This window comes from Knoellia koreensis, assembly GCF_013041615.1.
GTDB lineage: Bacteria > Actinomycetota > Actinomycetes > Actinomycetales > Dermatophilaceae > Pedococcus > Pedococcus koreensis.
This window is the reverse complement of record NZ_JABEPQ010000002.1, coordinates 236,548-255,607: the sequence shown is the minus strand read 5'-3', so window position 1 is coordinate 255,607 and position 19,060 is coordinate 236,548. Positions and strand designations below refer to the sequence as shown.

13 protein-coding genes are annotated in these 19,060 nt (G+C 69.9%); 5 read left to right on the top strand and 8 right to left on the bottom strand.

Going from position 1 to position 19,060, the window contains the following annotated elements; translation table 11 throughout:
• Positions 1–87 precede the first annotated feature (87 nt).
• Genes HJG52_RS09585 through HJG52_RS09575 form a run of 3 tightly spaced genes read right to left on the bottom strand, consistent with a single transcriptional unit; the run spans position 88 to position 5,217 of the window.
• Positions 88–1,527 carry a maltokinase N-terminal cap-like domain-containing protein gene (locus HJG52_RS09585; protein WP_171243380.1) on the bottom strand — a complete coding sequence of 480 codons (1,440 nt, stop codon included), beginning with the start codon at positions 1,525–1,527 and terminating at the stop codon, positions 88–90.
• A complete protein-coding gene (gene treS / locus HJG52_RS09580) occupies positions 1,520–3,232 on the bottom strand; it encodes a maltose alpha-D-glucosyltransferase (RefSeq protein ID WP_171243379.1) in 1,713 nt (570 codons plus the stop codon). Before treS ends, HJG52_RS09585 begins: the two co-directional genes overlap by 8 nt.
• The gene (locus HJG52_RS09575) at positions 3,232–5,217 is read right to left on the bottom strand and encodes an alpha-1,4-glucan--maltose-1-phosphate maltosyltransferase (protein ID WP_430413348.1); all 1,986 of its coding nucleotides are present in this window, start codon (positions 5,215–5,217) and stop codon (positions 3,232–3,234) included. The genes treS and HJG52_RS09575 overlap by 1 nt, the downstream gene beginning before the upstream one ends.
• Positions 5,218–5,532: 315 nt before the next feature.
• Between HJG52_RS09575 and glgP the strand changes: the two genes are divergently transcribed.
• Positions 5,533–8,127, top strand: coding sequence for an alpha-glucan family phosphorylase (gene glgP, locus HJG52_RS09570; RefSeq protein WP_171243377.1), 2,595 nt, complete (start codon positions 5,533–5,535; stop codon positions 8,125–8,127).
• A gap of 85 nt (positions 8,128–8,212) precedes the next feature.
• Here the strand turns inward: glgP and HJG52_RS09565 are convergent, their stop codons facing one another.
• The 3 genes from HJG52_RS09565 to HJG52_RS09555 all read right to left on the bottom strand — a co-directional run bounded on the left by HJG52_RS09565 (position 8,213) and on the right by HJG52_RS09555 (position 12,416).
• Entirely contained in the window at positions 8,213–9,025 is an 813-nt protein-coding gene (locus HJG52_RS09565; RefSeq protein WP_171243376.1) for an LLM class flavin-dependent oxidoreductase, read from the bottom strand.
• A 170-nt stretch (positions 9,026–9,195) separates the two neighbouring features.
• Entirely contained in the window at positions 9,196–10,191 is a 996-nt protein-coding gene (locus HJG52_RS09560) for a TAXI family TRAP transporter solute-binding subunit (protein ID WP_171243375.1), read from the bottom strand.
• Positions 10,192–10,283: 92 nt separating this feature from the next.
• Positions 10,284–12,416 (bottom strand): TRAP transporter permease, encoded by a 2,133-nt coding sequence (locus HJG52_RS09555; protein ID WP_171243374.1) that lies wholly within the window; start codon positions 12,414–12,416, stop codon positions 10,284–10,286.
• A gap of 224 nt (positions 12,417–12,640) precedes the next feature.
• Here HJG52_RS09555 and HJG52_RS09550 point away from each other — a divergent pair, with 224 nt between their 5' ends.
• Positions 12,641–14,125 carry an HNH endonuclease signature motif containing protein gene (locus HJG52_RS09550; protein WP_171243373.1) on the top strand — a complete coding sequence of 495 codons (1,485 nt, stop codon included), beginning with the start codon at positions 12,641–12,643 and terminating at the stop codon, positions 14,123–14,125.
• 75 nt (positions 14,126–14,200) lie between these two features.
• On the opposite strand, the gene HJG52_RS09545 is transcribed toward HJG52_RS09550, so the two are convergent.
• Positions 14,201–14,419 carry a hypothetical protein gene (locus HJG52_RS09545; RefSeq protein ID WP_171243372.1) on the bottom strand — a complete coding sequence of 73 codons (219 nt, stop codon included), beginning with the start codon at positions 14,417–14,419 and terminating at the stop codon, positions 14,201–14,203.
• 72 nt (positions 14,420–14,491) lie between these two features.
• Positions 14,492–16,657 (bottom strand): glycogen debranching protein GlgX, encoded by a 2,166-nt coding sequence (glgX, locus tag HJG52_RS09540; protein ID WP_171243371.1) that lies wholly within the window; start codon positions 16,655–16,657, stop codon positions 14,492–14,494.
• Positions 16,658–16,692: 35 nt separating this feature from the next.
• Here glgX and HJG52_RS09535 point away from each other — a divergent pair, with 35 nt between their 5' ends.
• The 3 genes from HJG52_RS09535 to HJG52_RS09525 are packed head-to-tail and all read left to right on the top strand — an operon-like array spanning position 16,693 to position 19,021.
• Complete coding sequence (locus tag HJG52_RS09535) at positions 16,693–17,184, top strand: hypothetical protein (RefSeq protein ID WP_171243370.1); 492 nt, start codon at positions 16,693–16,695, stop codon at positions 17,182–17,184.
• A 58-nt stretch (positions 17,185–17,242) separates the two neighbouring features.
• On the top strand, positions 17,243–18,022 hold the full coding sequence (locus HJG52_RS09530) for an enoyl-CoA hydratase/isomerase family protein (RefSeq protein WP_171243369.1): 780 nt from the start codon (positions 17,243–17,245) through the stop codon (positions 18,020–18,022).
• A complete protein-coding gene (locus tag HJG52_RS09525) occupies positions 18,023–19,021 on the top strand; it encodes a methyltransferase domain-containing protein (RefSeq protein WP_171243368.1) in 999 nt (332 codons plus the stop codon).
• The last annotated feature ends 39 nt before the right edge of the window (positions 19,022–19,060 follow it).

Sequence of the window (19,060 nt, the reverse complement as noted above, 5' to 3'; positions counted from 1 at the left end):
CGGCAGTCTTCGGAGGAATTTGTGCGTTGGAACGTCCAGAAAGTTCCGAAGACTCGGGGGTGGTCGGGCGGTCGGGGTGGTCGGGGCTCATGTCAGGTCCCTTCGTGCGTCGTCGAGCAGGCGGGCGACCGCGGCCGTCGGGATCGACAGCCAGGTCGGCCGGTTGCGGGCTTCGTACACGACCTCGTAGAGCGCCTTGTCGAGCTGGAAGGCGATCAGCAGTGCCGAGTTCGCGCGGGGGTCGTCGTCCGCACTCGCGGCATACCCGTCGAGGAAGGCGGTCTGCGCGGCCGCCACCCAGTCGCGGGCGGAGCGGCCGGGGTGGGAGTGCTCCCACGATCCGCCGGCGTAGTCGAAGGAGCGCAGCATCCCGGCCACGTCGCGGACGGCGAGGTCGGGCCGGCTGCGTTCGGCGAGCGGGCGCAGTGGCTCACCCTCGAAGTCGAGCAGCACCCAGCCGCGCCCGCTCACCTGGAGCACCTGCCCGAGGTGGTAGTCACCGTGGATACGTTGCAGCGCGGGCCAGTTCGCGTTGACGGCCCGGTCGAAGACCGCAGCGATCTGGTGCTCGTATGCCGCGAGCGCGGGGACTTCCGAGGCTGCGGCGACGTAGCGGCCGCGCATGCCGGCGACGACGTCGGCGATCGCCTCGACGGTCACCGGCTCCGTCGGGAGGACGGTGCGCAGCAGGGCGTGCACCTCGGCCGTCGCCGCGCCGAGGTCGCGCGCTGGTTCGGTGAAGTCGTCACCGGCCGCGATCGCCTTGAGGGCGACTCGCCAGGCGTCCTCGGTGCCGGGGAAGAACTCCTGCGCGAACGCCAGGTGCCCCTGGGCGGTGTCGCCCTCCACGAACGGCGACGGCCAGGTGGCCGCCACGGTGCCGACCATCCCCGGCACCCGTGTCGACCCAGCCTCGGACAGGGCTCCCTGCAGCGTGATGTCGGGGTTCTCGCCCGGCTGGAGCATGCGGAACACCTTGCAGATCAACGGTTTGGACTCCCCGGTCGAGTCGACGCAGTCGAAGATGATCGAGGTGTTCGACTGCTCGCCGGACAAGACGCGCGACCCGCGCAACGTCACGTCACCGTGCCACGACGCATGCGGTCCGGCCACGACCGCCGGCTCGCCCTTGTCCGACTCGCTGCCCGACACCGCACCGACCCGGCCGAGCACCAAGGCGAGCAGCTGCGCGGCATACACGGGGTCGTGCGGGGCGTCGTAGACCCAGCGGCGCCCGAGCACGCTGTGCTCGGTGATGCCGACCAGCGCACTGTCCCCGCCCTCGAGCGGCGCCCCGCGATAGGTGAGGGGCACCTGGTAGAGCACCGGCACGGCCTCGCTCTCGTCGAGGACGAGCATCGTCTCGATGCCCACGTGGCCGGCCGGGTCGTCGAGCCGCCACGACCAGACGCGACGGACGCGCGGCACGCTGCCCTTCGCGGCATACCACCGCTGTCGGCCGAGCCACGCCTCGACGAGCTCCTTCTTGCCGGGCGAAAGTGTTGCGCCAGTGTGGATCTCAGCCACGAGCAGCCGCCGGTGCCAGTCGCAGCCAGTAGAAGTCACGCGAGCCGAGGGTCAGGGTGATGGTGCCGTCGTCGGAGACCTTCGGGAAGCCCTGGCCGCCGAACAGGTCATCCGCCTGGGCGCCCTTGAACTGCGCCGGCACCTGCACCGTCGTCGCCTGCGGCCGGCCGGTGAGGTTGTTGACACACAGGATTGCCTCGCTGTCCTGTGCCTCACCGTCCTCGGGCCACTCGACGCGCAGGAACGACAGCACGCCCTCGTTGTCGGACGGGCACACCTCGAAGGCGCCCCGGCCGAAGACGGGGTGCCTGCGCCGGACCTCGAGCATCGCCTTGACCCAGTGCAGCAGCGAGGAGCTGTGCGCCATCTGCGCTTCGACGTTGACGTTGTTGTAGTGGTAGACGAGCGAGGAGATCACCGGCAGGTAGAGCTTGCCCGGGTCGGCGACCGAGAAGCCCGCATTGCGGTCCGGCGTCCACTGCATCGGGGTGCGCACCGCGTCGCGGTCGTTGAGCCAGATGTTGTCGCCCATGCCGATCTCGTCGCCGTAGTAGAGGCAGGGCGAGCCGGGCAGTGACAACAGCAGTGCGTGGATCAGCTCGATCTCTGCGCGTGAGTTGTCGAGCAGGGGCGCCAGCCGGCGCCGGATGCCGACGTTCGCGCGCATCCGCGGGTCGGGCGCGTACCAGCCGTACATCGCCGCCCGCTGCTCCGGTGTCACCATCTCGAGGGTGAGCTCGTCGTGGTTGCGCAGGAACGTGCCCCACTGCGTGCCCTTGGGGATCGGCGGGGTGTCGGCGAGGACGTCGATGATCGGCGCGGCCTTCTCCTCGCGCAGCGAGTAGTAGAGCATCGGCATCACGGGGAAGTGGAAGCACATCTGGCACTCCGGCGACTCCTCGGTGCCGAAGTAGTCGACCACGTCGGCCGGCGGCTGGTTGGCCTCCGCCAACAGGATCCGCCCCGGGTACTCCTCGTCGACCATGCGGCGCAGCTTGGCGAGGAACTCGTGGGTCTTCGGGTGGTTCTCGCCGTTGTGGCCCTCCTCCTCGTAGAGGTAGGGGACGGCGTCGAGCCGGAACCCGTCGATGCCCATGTCCATCCAGAACCGCACGACGTCGAACATCGCCTCGTGCACGGCCTCGTTCTCGAAGTTGAGGTCGGGCTGGTGGCTGAAGAAGCGGTGCCAGAAGAACTGCCGGCGCACCGGGTCGAAGGTCCAGTTGGAGACCTCGGTGTCGATGAAGATGATGCGCGCGTCGGTGTACTTCTCGTCGGTGTCGGACCACACGTAGAAGTCGCCGAACGGGCCGTCGGGGTCCGAGCGCGACGCCTGGAACCACGGGTGCTGGTCGCTCGTGTGGTTCATGACGAAGTCGGTGATGATGCGTATGCCGCGGGCGTGCGCCTGCGTGATGAGCTCCTGGAAGTCGGGAAGCGTCCCGAACTCCGGCAGCACCTGGGTGTAGTCGGCGATGTCGTAGCCGCCGTCGCGCAAAGGAGAGGCGTAGAACGGCGGGAGCCACAGGCAGTCGACGCCGAGCCACTGGAGGTAGTCGAGCCGCGCGATGAGCCCGGTGAAGTCGCCGGCGCCCGACCCGTTGGAGTCGCCGAAGCCGCGCACCAGCACCTCGTAGAACACCGCCGTCTTGAACCACTCCGGGTCGTGCCGCAGACCGGGCTGGTTGAGGTTGAGTCCCTGCACTAGAGCCTCCTCGCCTCGACGATGTGGACCGGTTCGGTCTCGGGCCCGAGCCGCACGTAGACGTTCTCGCCCCACTGCCACGACTGGTCGGTGATGAGGTCGTGCGCGGCGAGCTGGTCGTGCCAGCCCAGCCCGAGCGCCGGCATGTCCAGGTGGATCACGGACTCGCGGGTGCTGTGTGGGTCGAGGTTGGCGACGACGAGGACGATGTCGTCGGTGCCGTCGGGCAGGGTGCGCCGTTTGGAGAACGCCATGATGTTCTCGTCGTCGACCGGGTGGAACGTGATGTTGCGCAGCCAGTGCAGCGAGGGGTGGTCGCGACGAATCTCGTTGAGCCGCTTGAGATAGCCGGCGAGCGACTGTCCCTCGAGGTCACCCCCTTTCTCGTACCGGTACCACTCGCGGTCCTTGTACTCGTACTTCTCGTTGTCGATCTGCTCCTCCGCGCCGGGGCGGGCGACGTGCTCGGTGAGCTCGTACCCGGCATAGATGCCGTAGGTCGGCACGAGGGTCGCGGCGAGCGCCGCACGCAGCTTCCACGCCGCGGGGCCGCCGAACTGCATGTAGGGCGTGAGGATGTCGTGCGTGGTCGGCCAGAACGACGGACGCATGTATGCCGCCGCGTCGCCGGCGAGCTCGCGGACGTACTCCTCGAGCTCCCACTTGGCGTTGCGCCACGCGTAGTAGGTGTAGCTCTGCTGGAAGCCGACCTTGGCGAGCGTGTGCATCATCGCCGGCTTGGTGAACGCCTCCGCCAGCCAGATCACGTCGGGGTGCGAGGCGGCGACGTCCTGGATCAGCCACTGCCAGAACTCGACCGGCTTGGTGTGCGGGTTGTCGACGCGGAAGATCTTGACCCCGTGGTCGATCCACACCTGGATCATCCGTCGCATCTCGGCATACGCCCCGGCCGGGTCGTTGTCGAAGTTGAGCGGGTAGATGTCCTGGTACTTCTTGGGCGGGTTCTCGGCGTAGGCGATGGTGCCGTCGGCGCGGGTGGTGAACCACTCCGGGTGCTCGGTGACGTAGGGGTGGTCCGGTGAGCACTGGAGGGCGATGTCCATGGCCACCTCGAGCCCGAGCTCGGAGGCCCGCGCGACGAACGCGTCGAAGTCCTCGAAGGTGCCGAGGTCCGGGTGGATGGCGTCGTGCCCGCCGTCGGGGGAGCCGATGGCGTAGGGGCTGCCCGGGTCGTCCGGGCCCGCGTCGAGGGTGTTGTTGGGGCCCTTGCGCGCGGTGGTGCCGATCGGGTGGATGGGCGTGAGGTAGACGACGTCGAAGCCCATGTCGGCGACGGCGGGCAGCCGGTCGGCTGCCGTGCGCAGCGTTCCCGACTGCCACTGACCGGTCTTGGGGTCCCGGACGGCGCCCTCGGAGCGCGGGAAGATCTCGTACCACGCGCCGTAGAGGGCGCGGTCGCGCTCGACGAGCAGTGGCAGGTCACGCGAGGGGCTGACGTGGTCGCGCAGGGGCCGTTGCGCCAGCTCTGCGTGGACCGCCGGGTCGAGCGCGGCCTGGAGGCGCGCGGCCGGCGGCCGGGACGTGTCCCGCAGGGCCGTGACGGCGTCCTCCAGGACGGCCACACCGTCCGCCGGGCGGCTCACCTCGGCGAGGGCGCGCTCGAGCACGCGGATGCCCTCGTCGAGCATCAGCTGGGTGTCGATGTCGGCGGCCACCTTGATGCCCGCGTCGTGCTCCCACGTGGCGTAGGGGTCGGACCAGCCCTCGACCCGGTAGGTCCACCAGCCGAGGCGGTCGGCGCTGACGGTGGTCTCCCACGTGTTGAGCCCGGCGTTCGTGCAGGTCATGGGCACGTGCTGCTCGGTGCCGTCGGGGGCCGTGAGCACGACGGTGGCGTTGACGGCGTCGTGGCCCTCGCGGAACACGGTCGCGCGGATCGTGAACGCCTCGTCCACCACGGACTTCGCGGGCCGCAGCCCGTCGTCGACACACGGCTGCACGTCCTGCACGGGGATGCGACCGATCGGCGTCTGCGGCGGATGGCTGCGCGGCGGCTGGGTCGGGCTCGGGGCCGATCCGGGCTGGGCAGGTATGCCGTCCGCGGCCGCCTCCTGGCGGCTGCGCTTCGACTCCCGCTTGGCGTCGCGTTTGGCCTCCCGCTTGGAGGCGCGGCTGGTGGGCGTGGTTGCAGGGGGGCGTGCAGTCACGCAGGCGACGCTACTCGGTTCGGCCGCGGCATACCTCCCGCGGGCACGACCCGGACTGCCGACTGAAAAGTGTTTGAAAGGTTTGCAAGAACCCGTCAGGCGCGGTCGGGCGAGGCCTTAGGATGACCCCTCGTGAAGGCGATCCGACGCTTCAGCGTCCGCACTGTCCTGCCCGAGCCCCTCACGGCCCTCGGCGAGCTCGCGAGCAACCTGCGCTGGTCCTGGCACCCGCCGACGCGCGACCTGTTCCAGCGCATCGACCCCGCCAAGTGGGAGCAGGTGCGCCACGACCCCGTGCGGCTGCTCTCGGCGCTCTCGCCGCAGGAGCTCGCGGACCTCGCGGCCAACCACGAGTTCACGGCCGCGGTGGGTGCGGCCAAGGCCGACCTCGACGCCTACCTCACCCAGCCGCAGTGGTACCAGGCGTGGGCGGACGGCCAGGACGCCGACCACGACGGCCGCCGCGCACCCGCGTCGATCGCCTACTTCAGCCCCGAGTTCGGCATCACCGAGGTGCTGCCGCAGTACTCCGGCGGCCTCGGCATCCTCGCCGGCGACCACCTCAAGACCGCGTCGGACCTCGGTGTGCCGATCGTCGGCGTCGGCCTGTTCTACAAGACCGGCTACTTCAAGCAGAGCCTCAACCGCGACGGCTGGCAGCAGGAGACCTACCCGGTCCTCGACCCGGACGGCCTGCCGCTCAGCCTGCTGCGCGAAGAGGACGGCAGCCCGAGCGTCGTCACCCTCGCCCTGCCCGGTGGCCGCACGCTGCATGCCCACGTGTGGCGCGCCCAGGTCGGTCGAGTTCCGTTGCTGCTGCTGGACTCCGACGTGCCCGACAACGACGAGGCGGCCCGCAACATCACCAACCGGCTCTACGGCGGTGGCGGTGAGCAGCGGCTCCAGCAGGAGATGCTGCTGGGCATCGGCGGCGTGCGCGCGCTGCGGCTGTGGTCGCGGCTCACGGGCGCGCCGGCGCCGGACGTCTACCACACCAACGAGGGCCACGCCGGCTTCCTCGGCGTGGAGCGCATCCACGAGCTGACCCAGACCGAGGGCCTCTCCTTCGACGAGGCGCTCGAAGCGGTCCGTGCCGCAACGGTCTTCACGACGCACACCCCCGTGCCCGCAGGCATCGACCGGTTCGGCGCCGACCTCATCACCCTGCACTTCGGCGGCGACAACGCGGTCGCCGGGGTGCCGGTCGAGCAGCTGCTCGAGCTGGGCGCCGAGACCTACCCCGGCGGGCAGCCCGGCATCTTCAACATGGCCGTGATGGGCCTGCGCCTGGGCCAGCGCGCCAACGGCGTCTCGCAGCTGCACGGTGTCGTGAGCCGCGAGATGTTCGACGGGCTGTGGCCGGGCTTCGACGACGCCGAGGTGCCGATCACCAGCATCACCAACGGTGTCCACGCCCCGACGTGGGTCGACCGTCGCGTCTACGAGCTCGCCGCCAAGCACCTCGGCACGACCGACATCGAGCGCGAGGACGCCTGGGACCGCATCCCCGACGTGCCGCGCCAGGCGATCTGGGAGACCAAGCGCGAGATGCGCGCCCAGCTCGTCGACGAGGCCCGCCGTCGCACCAAGGCGTCGTGGAAGAAGCGCGGCGCCAGCCCGGCCGAGCTCGGCTGGACCGACGACATCCTCGACCCCGCCGTGCTCACGATCGGGTTCGCCCGTCGCGTGCCGACCTACAAGCGGCTCACCCTGATGCTGCGCGATCCCGAGCGGCTCAAGCGCCTCCTGCTCGACCCGGAGCGCCCGATCCAGCTCGTCATCGCGGGCAAGTCGCACCCGGCCGACGAGACCGGCAAGCAGCTCATCCAACAGATGGTGCGGTTCGCCGACGACCCCGAGGTGCGCCACCGGATCGTCTTCCTGCCCAACTACGACATCGCCATGGCGCAGCACCTCTACCCGGGCTGCGACGTCTGGCTCAACAACCCGCTGCGCCCGTTCGAGGCGTGTGGCACCAGCGGCATGAAGGCCGCGCTCAACGGTGGGCTGAACCTCTCGATCCTCGACGGCTGGTGGGACGAGTGGTACGACGGCGAGAACGGTTGGGCCATCCCGACCGCCGACGGTGTCGAGGACGAGCAGCGCCGTGACGACATCGAGGCGGCTGCCCTCTACGACCTCATCGAGACCCAGGTCGCGCCGCGGTTCTACGACCGTGACGCCGACGGCCTGCCGCAGAACTGGCTGTCGATGATGGTCCACACGCTGCAGACGCTCAGCCCCAAGGTGCTCGCGAGCCGCATGGTCCGCGACTACGTCATCAAGCTCTACGCCCCGGCCGCCCGCGCGGGGTGGGCGATGAACGGTCCCGGCTACCCGGGCGCCAAGGAGCTCGCGGCCTACAAGGAGAAGGTCGAGGCGGCGTGGCCGCAGGTGCGCGTCGACCACGTCGAGTCGGCCGGTGTCGGCGACAGCCCGCAGATCGGTGAGACCCTGCACGTGCGCGCCTACGTGTCCCTCGGTTCGCTGTCACCCGACGAGGTCGACGTGCAGGTTGTCCACGGCACCGCGAACGAGAGCGACGAGCTCACGGATGTCGAGGCCGAGTCACTGCACCACGTCGAGTCCTACGAGGGCGGACGGCACCAGTACGCCGGCGACTTCGCGCTGTCGCGCACCGGGTCGTTCGGCTACACCGTGCGCATCCTCCCGAAGCACCCCGGGCTGGCCAGCGAGAGCGAGCTCGGGCTGGTCGCCAACGCCTGAAAAGGCTTGTGACGCAATAGGTATGCCGCGTGCGCGCCTCGCGCACGCGGCATACCTGCGCCTGGGCCCCGGTGAGGGACGCGGCTCAGGCGCCGCGCAGGAGCGCCACGACGGGGGCGAGGTCCTGCGCGTGGTTGGCGCCGGCGCAGACGTAGGAGATGCCGGTGGGCTCGCGACGTTCGACCAGCGTCTCGGCCATGTCGTCCGGGGTGCCGCGCAGGTAGGTCGCGGTGCGCGCCTCGACGAGGCGCTCCATGGTCAGGCCCATCTTCTCGGCGAGCCAGGGCGGCACCTCGTCACCGACGGCTGACAGGTTGACGTTGAGCTGCACGTCATCGGCCCGGTCGCCCGCCCCGGCGCGGACTGTGTCGGCCATCCGCGCGAGGTCGTCCGCGGTCGCGAACGGTGAGGCCCCGAGGGCGACGACGTCGGCGAGGCGACCGCCGAGGGCGAGCATGCGCGGGCCCGCTGCGGCGACCGTGATGTGCACGTCAGGCGTTCGCACGCGAACCGCGTCGATGGTCGCCTCGAGGTGGGCCATCCGCTCGCCGGGGGTCCCGAACTCGACGCCGAGCTGGCGTGCCTCGTCCTCGGCATCAGGCCGCCCGGCGCCCAGGCCGAACTCGACCCGACCACCCGAGAGCTGGTGCAGCCCAGCGGCATCCGCGGCCACGAGCCCGGGGTTGCGCAAGGGCGTGGCGACGACGTAGGGGCCGACCGCGATGCGCTCGGTGACGCCCGCGGCGGACGCGCAGGCGAGGGCCGCGGGGGTGGCGTGCAGGTTGTCGGGCACGAGCAGGCTGTCGAAGCCGAGCTCCTCGACCTGGCGGGCGGTGCCGGACCAGTCGGCGCCCGGGTAGGGGAGCGCGACGAGACCGAAGCGGAAGGGCGTTGTCATGGCTGTCTCCTGGGGTCGTCCATCGAACATCCACCACTGTTGTCCCACGCGTGGGACACGCGAATCCCCTTCGAGAAGGCTTCGGTCCTACTCCCTTGGGTGCATGGCCGAAAAGGCGGCGGCCCGGACCCTGAAGGTCCGAGCCGCCGGCGAGCGGGGTCGAGGAGCGGTCAGCCGAGCTGGTCGAGGGCTCGCTTGGAGCCCGGGTGCAGCTCGACCGGTGCCGTCTCGGCTGCAGTCTTGGGGTCGAGCTCCTTGGCGGCGACGTGCACCTTGACGAGGTCGGCCTTCTTGTCGAAGAGCAGCTTGGTGAGGGCACAGGCGTTGTTGTCGGCGAAGTCCGAGCGGACCAGCAGGTCGTTGGGCACGACGATCGTCTTGGCGTCGGCGTCGGTGCCGTAGGTCGCGGCCGGGATGGTGCCCTCGGCGTAGACGGAGTTGATCTCCTGCATCTTCGGCAGCAGGGGCGTGATGTCGACGAACTTGACCTGCCCCTTCATCGAGCTGACCAGGTCGGTGATGCCACCGGTGGGCAGGCCTCCGGACCAGACGAGCCCGTCGATGCTGCCGTCCTTCATGCCGTCGACCGTCTTGGCCAGGTCGAGCCGCTGCGCCTTGACGTCGCCGGGCTGCAGGCCGGCCGTCTCGATGAGGCGGTTGGCGATCACCTCGGTACCCGACTTGGGGGAGCCGGTGGAGATCCGCTTGCCCTTGAAGTCCTCGACGGAGTTGATGCCGGACTTCGTGCTGACGACGACCTGGGTGTAGTTGGAGTAGATCCGGGCGAGTGCCTTGACGTCGGCCTTCTTGCCGTCGAACGCGCCCTTGCCCTGGACGGCGTCGGCAGCCGTATCGGCCAGCGAGAAGGCGATGTCGTACTTCTTGTCGACGAGCTGCTGGATGTTCTGCACGGAGGCGCCGGTCTCGGCGGCGGTCGCCTTGATCTTCGTGTTGGCGGAGATGACCGAGGCGAGGCCGCCACCGAGCGCGTAGTAGACCCCGGTGCTGTTGCCGGTGGCGATGGTCATCTGCGCCGGGCTGGCCTCGCACGACGACGTGTCGCCGCCGGCGTCGGCGCCGGTGCGGTCCTGCTTGCCGCCGCAGCCGGCGACCGCGAGGACGAGTGCCGTGACGGCGGCGAGCGTGGTGACCGGTCGGCGAATCATGGTGCGCGCTGTTGCGGGGTCCTCGCGAAGTACTCGGAGGAGCGAAGCGGGGTGGGTCCCACGCTCTGCGTGGGCGAGACTTCGTGGGGTGTTCATGCTGTTTCCTCCTGGGTGCGGGATCTGTTGCGGGTGACGTAGGCGAGGGCGACGGCGGCCGCGAGGAATGCGAGCCCGACGCTGATGGAGAAGGGCTGGAGGTAGAGCAGGAGTGCGGCGGCGGGCACGCACAGCGCACGGACGATCGGGGAGGCCGGACCGAAGAGCCAGCCGCCCGTGACCACCGCGAGGGCCGCGACCGCGAGCATCGACACCACGGTCGTCCAGATGATCGAGAGGACGTCGCCCTGCATGAGCAGGTGCGATCCGTTCTCGGTGATGACGAACGCCAAAGGTGCGAGGAAGGCGGGCAGGGTGTACTTCCACGCCTGCCACATCGTCTTGATCGTGTCGCCACCGGTGATGGCTGAAGCGGCTACTGCCGCAAGGGCTGTCGGGGGAGACACCTCGGAGAGCACGGCGTAGTAGAAGATGAACATCGCGGTCTCGGGGGCGCTGACGCCGAGACTCTGCAGGGCCGGCCCGATCACGACCCAGCTGATGATGAAGGACGCCGTCACTGGCACGGCCAGGCCGAGGATGGCGATGGCGATGGCGGCGAGGACCGCGGTGATGACGAGGACACCGGTGGGGTTGTCCGTGACCGCCTTCGCCACGCTGACCAGGATCGTCGCGAGGCTCTGCCCGATTCCGGTCTTGACGATGACCGAGGTGATGATTCCGGCTGCGGCACAGACCGACGCGACCGGCAGCACCGAACGGACACCGGCGGCCAACCCTCGGTAGAGCTGTGCGGCATACCGGCGCAACGCCTCTGGAAGGGGACGTGCCTCGTCATCGGGGTCAAGCGGATCGCGGTGGGAGACAACGCGTTCGACGAGGCCGAACCCGGCTGCGACGAGGGTCGCGTAGACGACGGCCTTGAACGGCGGGATGTCGAGCGCGAGGAAGATGATGATGACGAACAGCGACAGGAAGTGGTAGCCGAAGCGCAGCAACAGGTGACGGGGGCTGTGCGTGTTGACGGTGACCTCGCGGGCGCCGAACCGGCGGGCGTCGATCTCGACGGCGAGGATGATGCCGAGGTAGTAGAGGATCGTTGGGATCGTGGCCCAGAGCAGGACGTTGAGGTAGTTCTGGCCGAGGTACTCCGCGATGATGAACGCCGCGGCTCCCAAGGTCGGCGGAGAGAGGATGGCGCCGATGCCGGCCGCGGCGAGCATGCCGCCGGCGTTTTCCTTGGGGTAACCCGCCTTGCGCAGGATCGGCCAGGCAACCGAGCCGAGGCTGACGGCGGTGGCCGTGCCCGAACCGGAGACGGTGCCGAGGAGGAAGCCGGAGAGGGCGACCGTGCGGCCTGGGGCGGAGGTCGACTTGCGGAAGGCCGCAAACGAGATGTCGATGAAGAACCGGCTGGCGCCCGTGGCCTCGAGGACCGCGCCGTAGATGGTGAACAGGACGATGTAGGACGCGGCGACGTCGAGGGGGACGCCGAAGAAGCCGGACGCGTCGTTGTAGAAGCCGTTGATGATGCCGGTGAAGTCGATGCCCGCGTGGCTGATCGACCACGACACCGGGAGGAATCCGCCGTAGTAGGCGTAGAGGAACGCGACGACGCACACGGCTGGCAGGACGAGGCCGGTGGTGCGCCGCGTGGCCTCGAGGACGAGCACCGTGAGGATCGTGCCCATCACGAGGTCGACGGTGCCGAGCTCACCCTGCCGGTCGAGGAACGCGTCGAACCCGCCGCCGCCGTCGCCGATCACGAAGGGCTGCACGGGGTAGATGCACACCACGAAGGCGAAGACGGCCAGCGCCCAGTCGAGTGGCCCGGGGTTGTCGGAAGTCGTTGTGGGAGTGGCCTTGTCGGTGCCGTCCTTGGTGAGGCGGGATCGGCGACGGCCCGCGCGGTAGCAGACGAACACCATCGGCAGGATGAACGCGAGGAACAGGATCAGGTAGTACTGGCCGCCCTGCCGCAACGGGCGGAACACCTGGTAGAGCACGAACAGCGACACGAGGAAGCAGACCGCCGTGAGCACCTGGTCGAGCCGCGGCGACAGCCGCCGGGCCGGTCGCTCCTCGTCGTACTCGGCGACCAGCTCCTCCACCGATGCGTCAGGCGTCCGCGCAGGGCCGGGCTGCGTGACCTCCGTTGGTCCCGTCATGGTGTCCAACCTATGCCGGTTTGGGCGTTGCGGGACGGATGCGCGGTATGCCGTGTTGTCGCCGTCCGGGTGCTACGCCACGTCTGGGCGTCGATGGGCGCTCAGGGCTGCCAACCGCGCGGCCTGTTGCGCCTCTGGCATCCCGTAAGGTGCACGGCGAATTGCGTTGGCAGTCAGCGGTTTTGGCGCGAGTCGTTGTCGGTGGCCGGGTCTAGGTTTGATGCATGGCAAGGACGCCGACCCTCCCACAGCGACGACAGGCGGTGGAGGCCGCGTGCGCCGCGATGGAGGGGTTGGCCGCTGAGCTGTGGAACGCCCAGGGTGAAGAGCTCGCCCCCCTGATGGAGCTCTTCGACCGGGTCGAGGAGCTGGCTGCGGCGAGTCGATTCGCCGTGGTCAATGAGGGCGTGGAGCGCGGCGATGTCGGCGGCAGCACCGGCGGCGGGACTGCGGGACTCCAGCGCTGGGTGCGCGACCACGCACCCTCGTTGCGCGCAGGCGGGTCCGCCGCAGTGGTGACGGTGGTCGAGGCTGCGCAGCATCCGCGATTCGCTGCCGTCAAGGAGGCAGTCGCCGACGCGGTGGTGCCGGTGGGCAACGCGGCATGCGTGGTCGAGGAGTACCGGCGGATTGCCCACCGACTCAAGCCCGCAGCCAAGGAGCCCGTCCTGACCGAGCTGCTCGAGCGCGCCAAGGTGGGAACCCGGACCGAGATCCGCAGGCTGCGGCCTGCGTTGATCGCGCGCTACGGGGTCGACGGGGAGTTCCAGTGCGACCAGGACCACCTGCACCAGGCGACCTCGTTGTCCCAACCGCACGGTGACGGTTCCGGGCTGTTCGAGTACCGCATGGTTGCCGACGGTGAGGCAAAGGCCGCGCTCGAGGCGGCGATCCAGGCTCTGTCCGCCCCGCGGCCGGCCGACGGCGAGCCCGACCAGCGCCCGTCGCGCCAGCGCCGGTTCGAGGCACTCCTCGAGGTCGTCCGGCGCGGGGTGGCGTCTGCGGATGGCGTGCCGAGCACGCCGAAGGCGCAGCTGATGGTCACGATGGACCTGCCCGACCTGGTCGCCCGGACCGGGGCCGGCACGGTGCTCGGGTCATCCATGACCGGCGACCTGATCGGCCCCGAGACGATCAGGCGGATCGCGTGTGGTGCCGGCGTCACCCCGGTGGTCCTCGGCGGCAAGGGCGAGATCCTCGACCTCGGCCGCACCCAGCGACTGTTCTCCGCTGCGCAGATCCGCGCCCTCTGGTTGCGGGACCAGCACTGCACCTTCCCCGGCTGCACCGTGCCCGCGGCCTGGTGCGACGCCCACCACCTGTGGCACTGGGTTGACGGCGGACCCACGGACCTCGACTTCGCCGCACTCGCCTGCGACGCGCACCACACCGTCATCCACCGCAAGGGACTGCACGGTCAGGTGGTCGACGGCAAGGTCGTCTGGGACCTCACGCCAGGCTCCTACGACCACTGGTTACGGCAACGACTCGCCGCCGCGGGTGACCTCGCGGCCGGTCAGGCGCCAGCCCGGCAGCGCGACGACGGCTCGCCCTTCATCGACTCGACGCCTGCCCAGAACCACGTGCGCGGGGACGGCGATGCCAAGGGCCTGGTTCCGTACGACCGACCAGAAGCCCGCAGCTACGACGTGTGGGGCCAGCTCGACCCCGGCACTCCCGACGAGCCGCCACCACCGTGGCACCCATGACCTCGCCCCACACCCCGCTGGCCGGCGGGGCCTCAGTCATGCCGTGGCCACAGCCGGCGGCGCCGGTGACCGTAGTCAGCGGTGGTTGCCGAAGGTGATGCCGCCCACCATGCGGCTGCCGTTGCGCAATTGCGTGTCGTCGCCGTCCCCGTGCTCGTCGGCCCACCTCTGCTCGGGGGTTCGGTGGTCGCGCACCCTGCGGCCCACGGCATACCCGAGACCCACGAGTGCAGCCATCGCCCCGAGCGCGAACACACCGAAGAGGAAGATCTCGAAGATGTTGATGTCGAACATGCCGACCCCCTTGAGCGGGAAGTGTTCCCGTGGACCAAGGGTAGTCCTGCGGGGACGCCCGCGGACAGGGTTTCAGGTCTCGTCGATCGCGCGGTAGACGCGCAGGCTCGCGGCGCTCACCTCCACCGGGCCGGGCGGGGTCGATGGCCCGGGTTCGTTCGGCACCTCGAGGGCGGAGTCCCAGAGCAGCTGGTATGCCGCGAGGCCGGGTGGGGAGGGCAGGGTGACCGTCGCGTCGTCGGCGCCGCCGTGGAGGACGACGAGCAGGGACGGGTGGCCGAGGTAGGCGCCGTTCAGGAACATCTGCAGCGTGCGGGTGCCAGGGTCCTCCCACCGCCCGTTGGCCATCAGCTCACCGGAGGCGTCGAACCACGCCAGGTCGGTCGAGCCGTCGTCGTGCACCGGCCGGCCGGTGAAGAAGGTGCGTTGGCGCAGGACCGGCTGCTCGGCCCGCAACCGGGTGAGGAACTGCGTGGTGGCGAGCAGATCCTGTTGCCACGCAAAGAGATTCCAGTCGAACCACGACGTCTCGTTGTCCTGGCAGTAGGGGTTGTTGTTGCCGCCCTGGGTGCGCCCGAACTCGTCGCCGGCGTTGAGCATCGGGACGCCGGTGGCGAGCAGGTTCGTGGCCAGCAGGTTGCGCATCGACCGGCGCCGCCGGACCTCCACAGCCTCCAGCTCAGCCGCGGGCACCCCCGAGTCGACACCGCCCTCGATGCCGTGGTTCCAGGACCGGTTGCCGTCGGATCCGTCGCGGTTGCCCTCACCGTTCGCGCCGTTGTGCTTGGTGTCGTAGCGCGTTAGGTCCGCGACGGTGAAGCCGTCGTGGGCGGCGACGAAGTTGACCGACGCCACCGGCCTGCGGTCGCGCGCCCCGAAGAGGTCCTGCGAGCCGGCCAGCCGGGTCCCGAGCTCGCGCACACCGTGACCGGCCTGCCCTGCGCTGGCCGCCCCCAGGTCCTGGAGCCAGAACGTCCGCACGGTGTCACGGAACCGGTCGTTCCACTCCGAGAACGGCGGCGGGAACTGACCCGTCCGCCACCCGTGGATGCCGACGTCCCACGGCTCGGCGATGAGCTTGACCCGCGACAGCACCGGGTCCGTCCGCAACGCCACGAGGAACGGGTGGTTCGGGTCGTACTCGTCGGCGCGACCGCGCCCGAGCGCCACGGCGAGGTCGAACCGGAACCCGTCGACGTGGCACTCGCTCACCCAGTAGCGCAGCGAGTCCAGCACCATCCGGCAGACCATCGCGTGGCGCAGGTCGACGGTGTTGCCGCACCCCGTCACGTCGATGTCCTGCCCGCGGTCGTCGATCCGGTAGTAGGCGCGGTTGTCGAGCCCCCGCCACGACAGGGTCGCCCCGTCGCGCGCCGACTGCTCGGCAGTGTGGTTGAAGACGACGTCGAGCACCACCTCGATGCCCGCCTTATGCAGGAGCTTCACCATTCCCTTGAACTCATCGAGCGCACCCTGCGGGTCGGTCGTGGAGGCGTATGCCGCGTGGGGGGCGAAGAAGCCCAACGTGTTGTAGCCCCAGTGGTTGGTGAGTCCACGCTGCACCACCTCGGGCTCGGAGGTGAAGGAGTGCACGGGCAGCAGCTCGATGGTCGTCACGCCCAGCGCCTTGAGGTGCGCGATGACGGCCGGGTGGCACACGCCGGCATACGTGCCACGCAGGTGCTCGGGCACCTCGGGGTGGAGCCTGGTGAGGTTGCGCACGTGCGCCTCGTAGATGACCGAGTCGGCGAGCGGCACCTGTGGTGGTGCGTCGTCACCCCAGTCGAACGAGCCGTCGACGACCACGCAGCGCGGCATCGACCCGGCACTGTCCAGCGACGACGGAACGGTGTCGTCACCGCGCAGCCGGTCGTCGACCCGGTGCCCGAACAGCGACGGCCCCCACGTCACCTCGCCCTCGATGGCGCGGGCATACGGGTCGAGCAGCAACTTGGAACCGTTGTAGCGCAAGCCCTCGGCGGGACGCCACGGCCCCGTTGCGCGCACGGCATACCGCTGACCCGGCCCGACACCCGGCAGGAACCCGAACCACGTGCCATGGGTGCGCTGGACGAGGGGGATCCGGCGCTCCGTGCGGCCGTCGACGTCTCCCGGCTCGAACAGGCACACGTCCACCGACTCGGCGTGACCGGCATACACCGCGAAGTCGGCGCCGCCCTCGACGAGGGTCATTCCCGGGGTGGGAGGAAGGTCACGCGTGCGCGTGGCGGGCGGCATGGCCCTCAGCCTAGGCACTGGTTACGGTTGACCCCATGAGCGACCCCACGGCCCTCCCGAACTTCCCGCCCCCGCCGGATGAGCACCCGCTGCGCGGGCGCGTCCTCGACGCCCTGATCGACGCGGGGCTCGCGCCCAACGTGGACGGTGACGGCGACGTGGCGTTCACCGTGCAGGACCAGCAGATCTTCGTTCGCTGCACCGAGGGCGACGTCCAGATCATGCGTGTCTTCGGGCAGTGGGCGATCAGCGACGCGGTTCCGAGCGACCCCCTGACGCGGCTGTCGACCTGCAACGAGATCTCGCTGCAGATGAACTGCGTCAAGGCCGGTCTCGCCAACGACACCCTCGTCGTGACCAGCGAGCACGTGGTCACGCCCGGCAGCGACGTGCCGGTGCTCGTCAACGTCTCGATCCAGCTCGTCCTGGCCGCGGTGCAGCTGTGGCACGAGCGCATCATGGGCGGCGAGGGCGGCCCCACCGGCCCCGGCGCCGGCCAGCCCGCCCCCGACGGGGACCCCGCATGAGCACCCCACGAAGTTCTTCCCCCGCTGCGCTCCTCCAGATACTTCGCGGGGGCCCCGCATGAGCGACCTGGTGACCCTCGAGGTCGAGGGCGGCATCGCCACACTGCGCCTCAACCGTCCCCCGATGAACGCGCTGAGCGCCGAGGTGGGGCAGCGGCTCATGGAGCTCTCTCGTGAGGTGAGCGAGCGCGCCGACGTCTACGGCGTCGTGGTCTACGGCGGCGAGAAGGTCTTCGCCGCCGGCGCCGACGTCAAGGAGATGGCCACCAAGTCCTACGCGGAGATGGCGGACTACAGCCAGCTGCTCCAGGACTTCACGCGGGCCGTCGCACGCATCCCCAAGCCGACCGTGGCGGCCATCACCGGTTACGCCCTGGGCGGTGGGCTCGAGCTCGCGCTCGCGTGCGACTTCCGGGTGGCTGCCAAGAACGCCAAGGTCGGCCAGCCCGAGATCTTGCTCGGAGTCATCCCGGGTGCCGGTGGCACGCAACGACTTTCGCGTCTCATCGGCCCCGCCAAGGCGAAGGACCTCGTCTTCTCCGGTCGCTTCGTCAGCGCCGACGAAGCCCTGGCGATCGGGCTCGTCGACGAGGTCGTCGAGGCGGACGAGGTGTATGCCGCGTCGCGGGCTCGGCTCGAGCCGTACGTGGGCGGTGCGAGCGTCGCGATCCGTGCGGCCAAGGACGCGATCGACCGCGGTCTCGAGGTCGACCTCGAGACCGGGCTGGAGATCGAGCGGATGCTGTTCCACAGCCTGTTCGCGACCGAGGACCGGGAGATCGGCATGAAGTCGTTCGTCGAGAACGGCCCCGGCAAGGCGAAGTTCGAGGGTCGCTGAGTGGCGGCGAAGACGAAGGCCTCACCCGGATCGCGTTCGGACGCAAAGGATCCCGCGCCGCACCCCATCGCGACCGCGGACGAGGTCGCTGCGGCCTATGAGGACACCAAGCTGGCCCAGGTGCTCTACCACGACTGGGAGGCGCAGACCTACGACGACAAGTGGTCGATCTCCTTCGACCGCCGCTGCATCGACTACGCCCGTGACCGGTTCGTCGCCATCACCGGTCGTCCCGAGCCGTGGCCTTACGCCAGGGCGCTCGAGCTCGGTGCCGGCACCGGCTTCTTCTCACTCAACCTCAAGCAGGCCGGGGTGCTCGACGAGGTCCACGTCACCGACCTGTCGCCGGGCATGGTCGAGGCGGCCAAGCGCAACGCCGAGATGCTGGGCTTCAGCGTCTCGGGGCGGGTCGCCGACGCCGAGCGAATTCCATACGACGACAACACGTTCGACGTCGTCGTCGGTCACGCGGTGATTCACCACATCCCTGACGTGGAAGCTGCCTTTCGCGAGATGCTGCGGGTGCTCAAGCCCGGCGGCCGGTTCGTCATCGCGGGCGAGCCGACGACGATCGGGGACTGGTACGCGCGCCGACTCGGACGAGTCACGTGGAAGGCAGCAACCGCCCTCACCAAGCTCCCGCCGCTGCGCGAGAAGTGGGCCAAGGCGCAGGAGGAGCTCGACGAGTCGTCGCGCGCCGCGGCGCTCGAGGCCATCGTCGACCTGCACACGTTCGACCCGACCGAGCTCGCCGCGATGGCCGAGCGAGCCGGTGCCGTCGACGTGCAGACGCGCACCGAGGAGCTCACGGCGGCGCTCCTCGGCTGGCCGGTCCGCACCTTCGAGGCGGCCGTCAAGCCCGGAGCCCTCGGCTGGAACTGGGCGATGTTTGCCTACGGGTCGTGGCGCCGTCTCTCCGCGCTCGACGGGGTGCTGGCCAAGGTGGTGCCCGCTCAGTTCTTCTACAACGTCGGCATCACCGGGGTGAAGCCCGGCTGATCCGGCCGGGTCAGCCGAGGGCTTCCACGAGGACGCAGC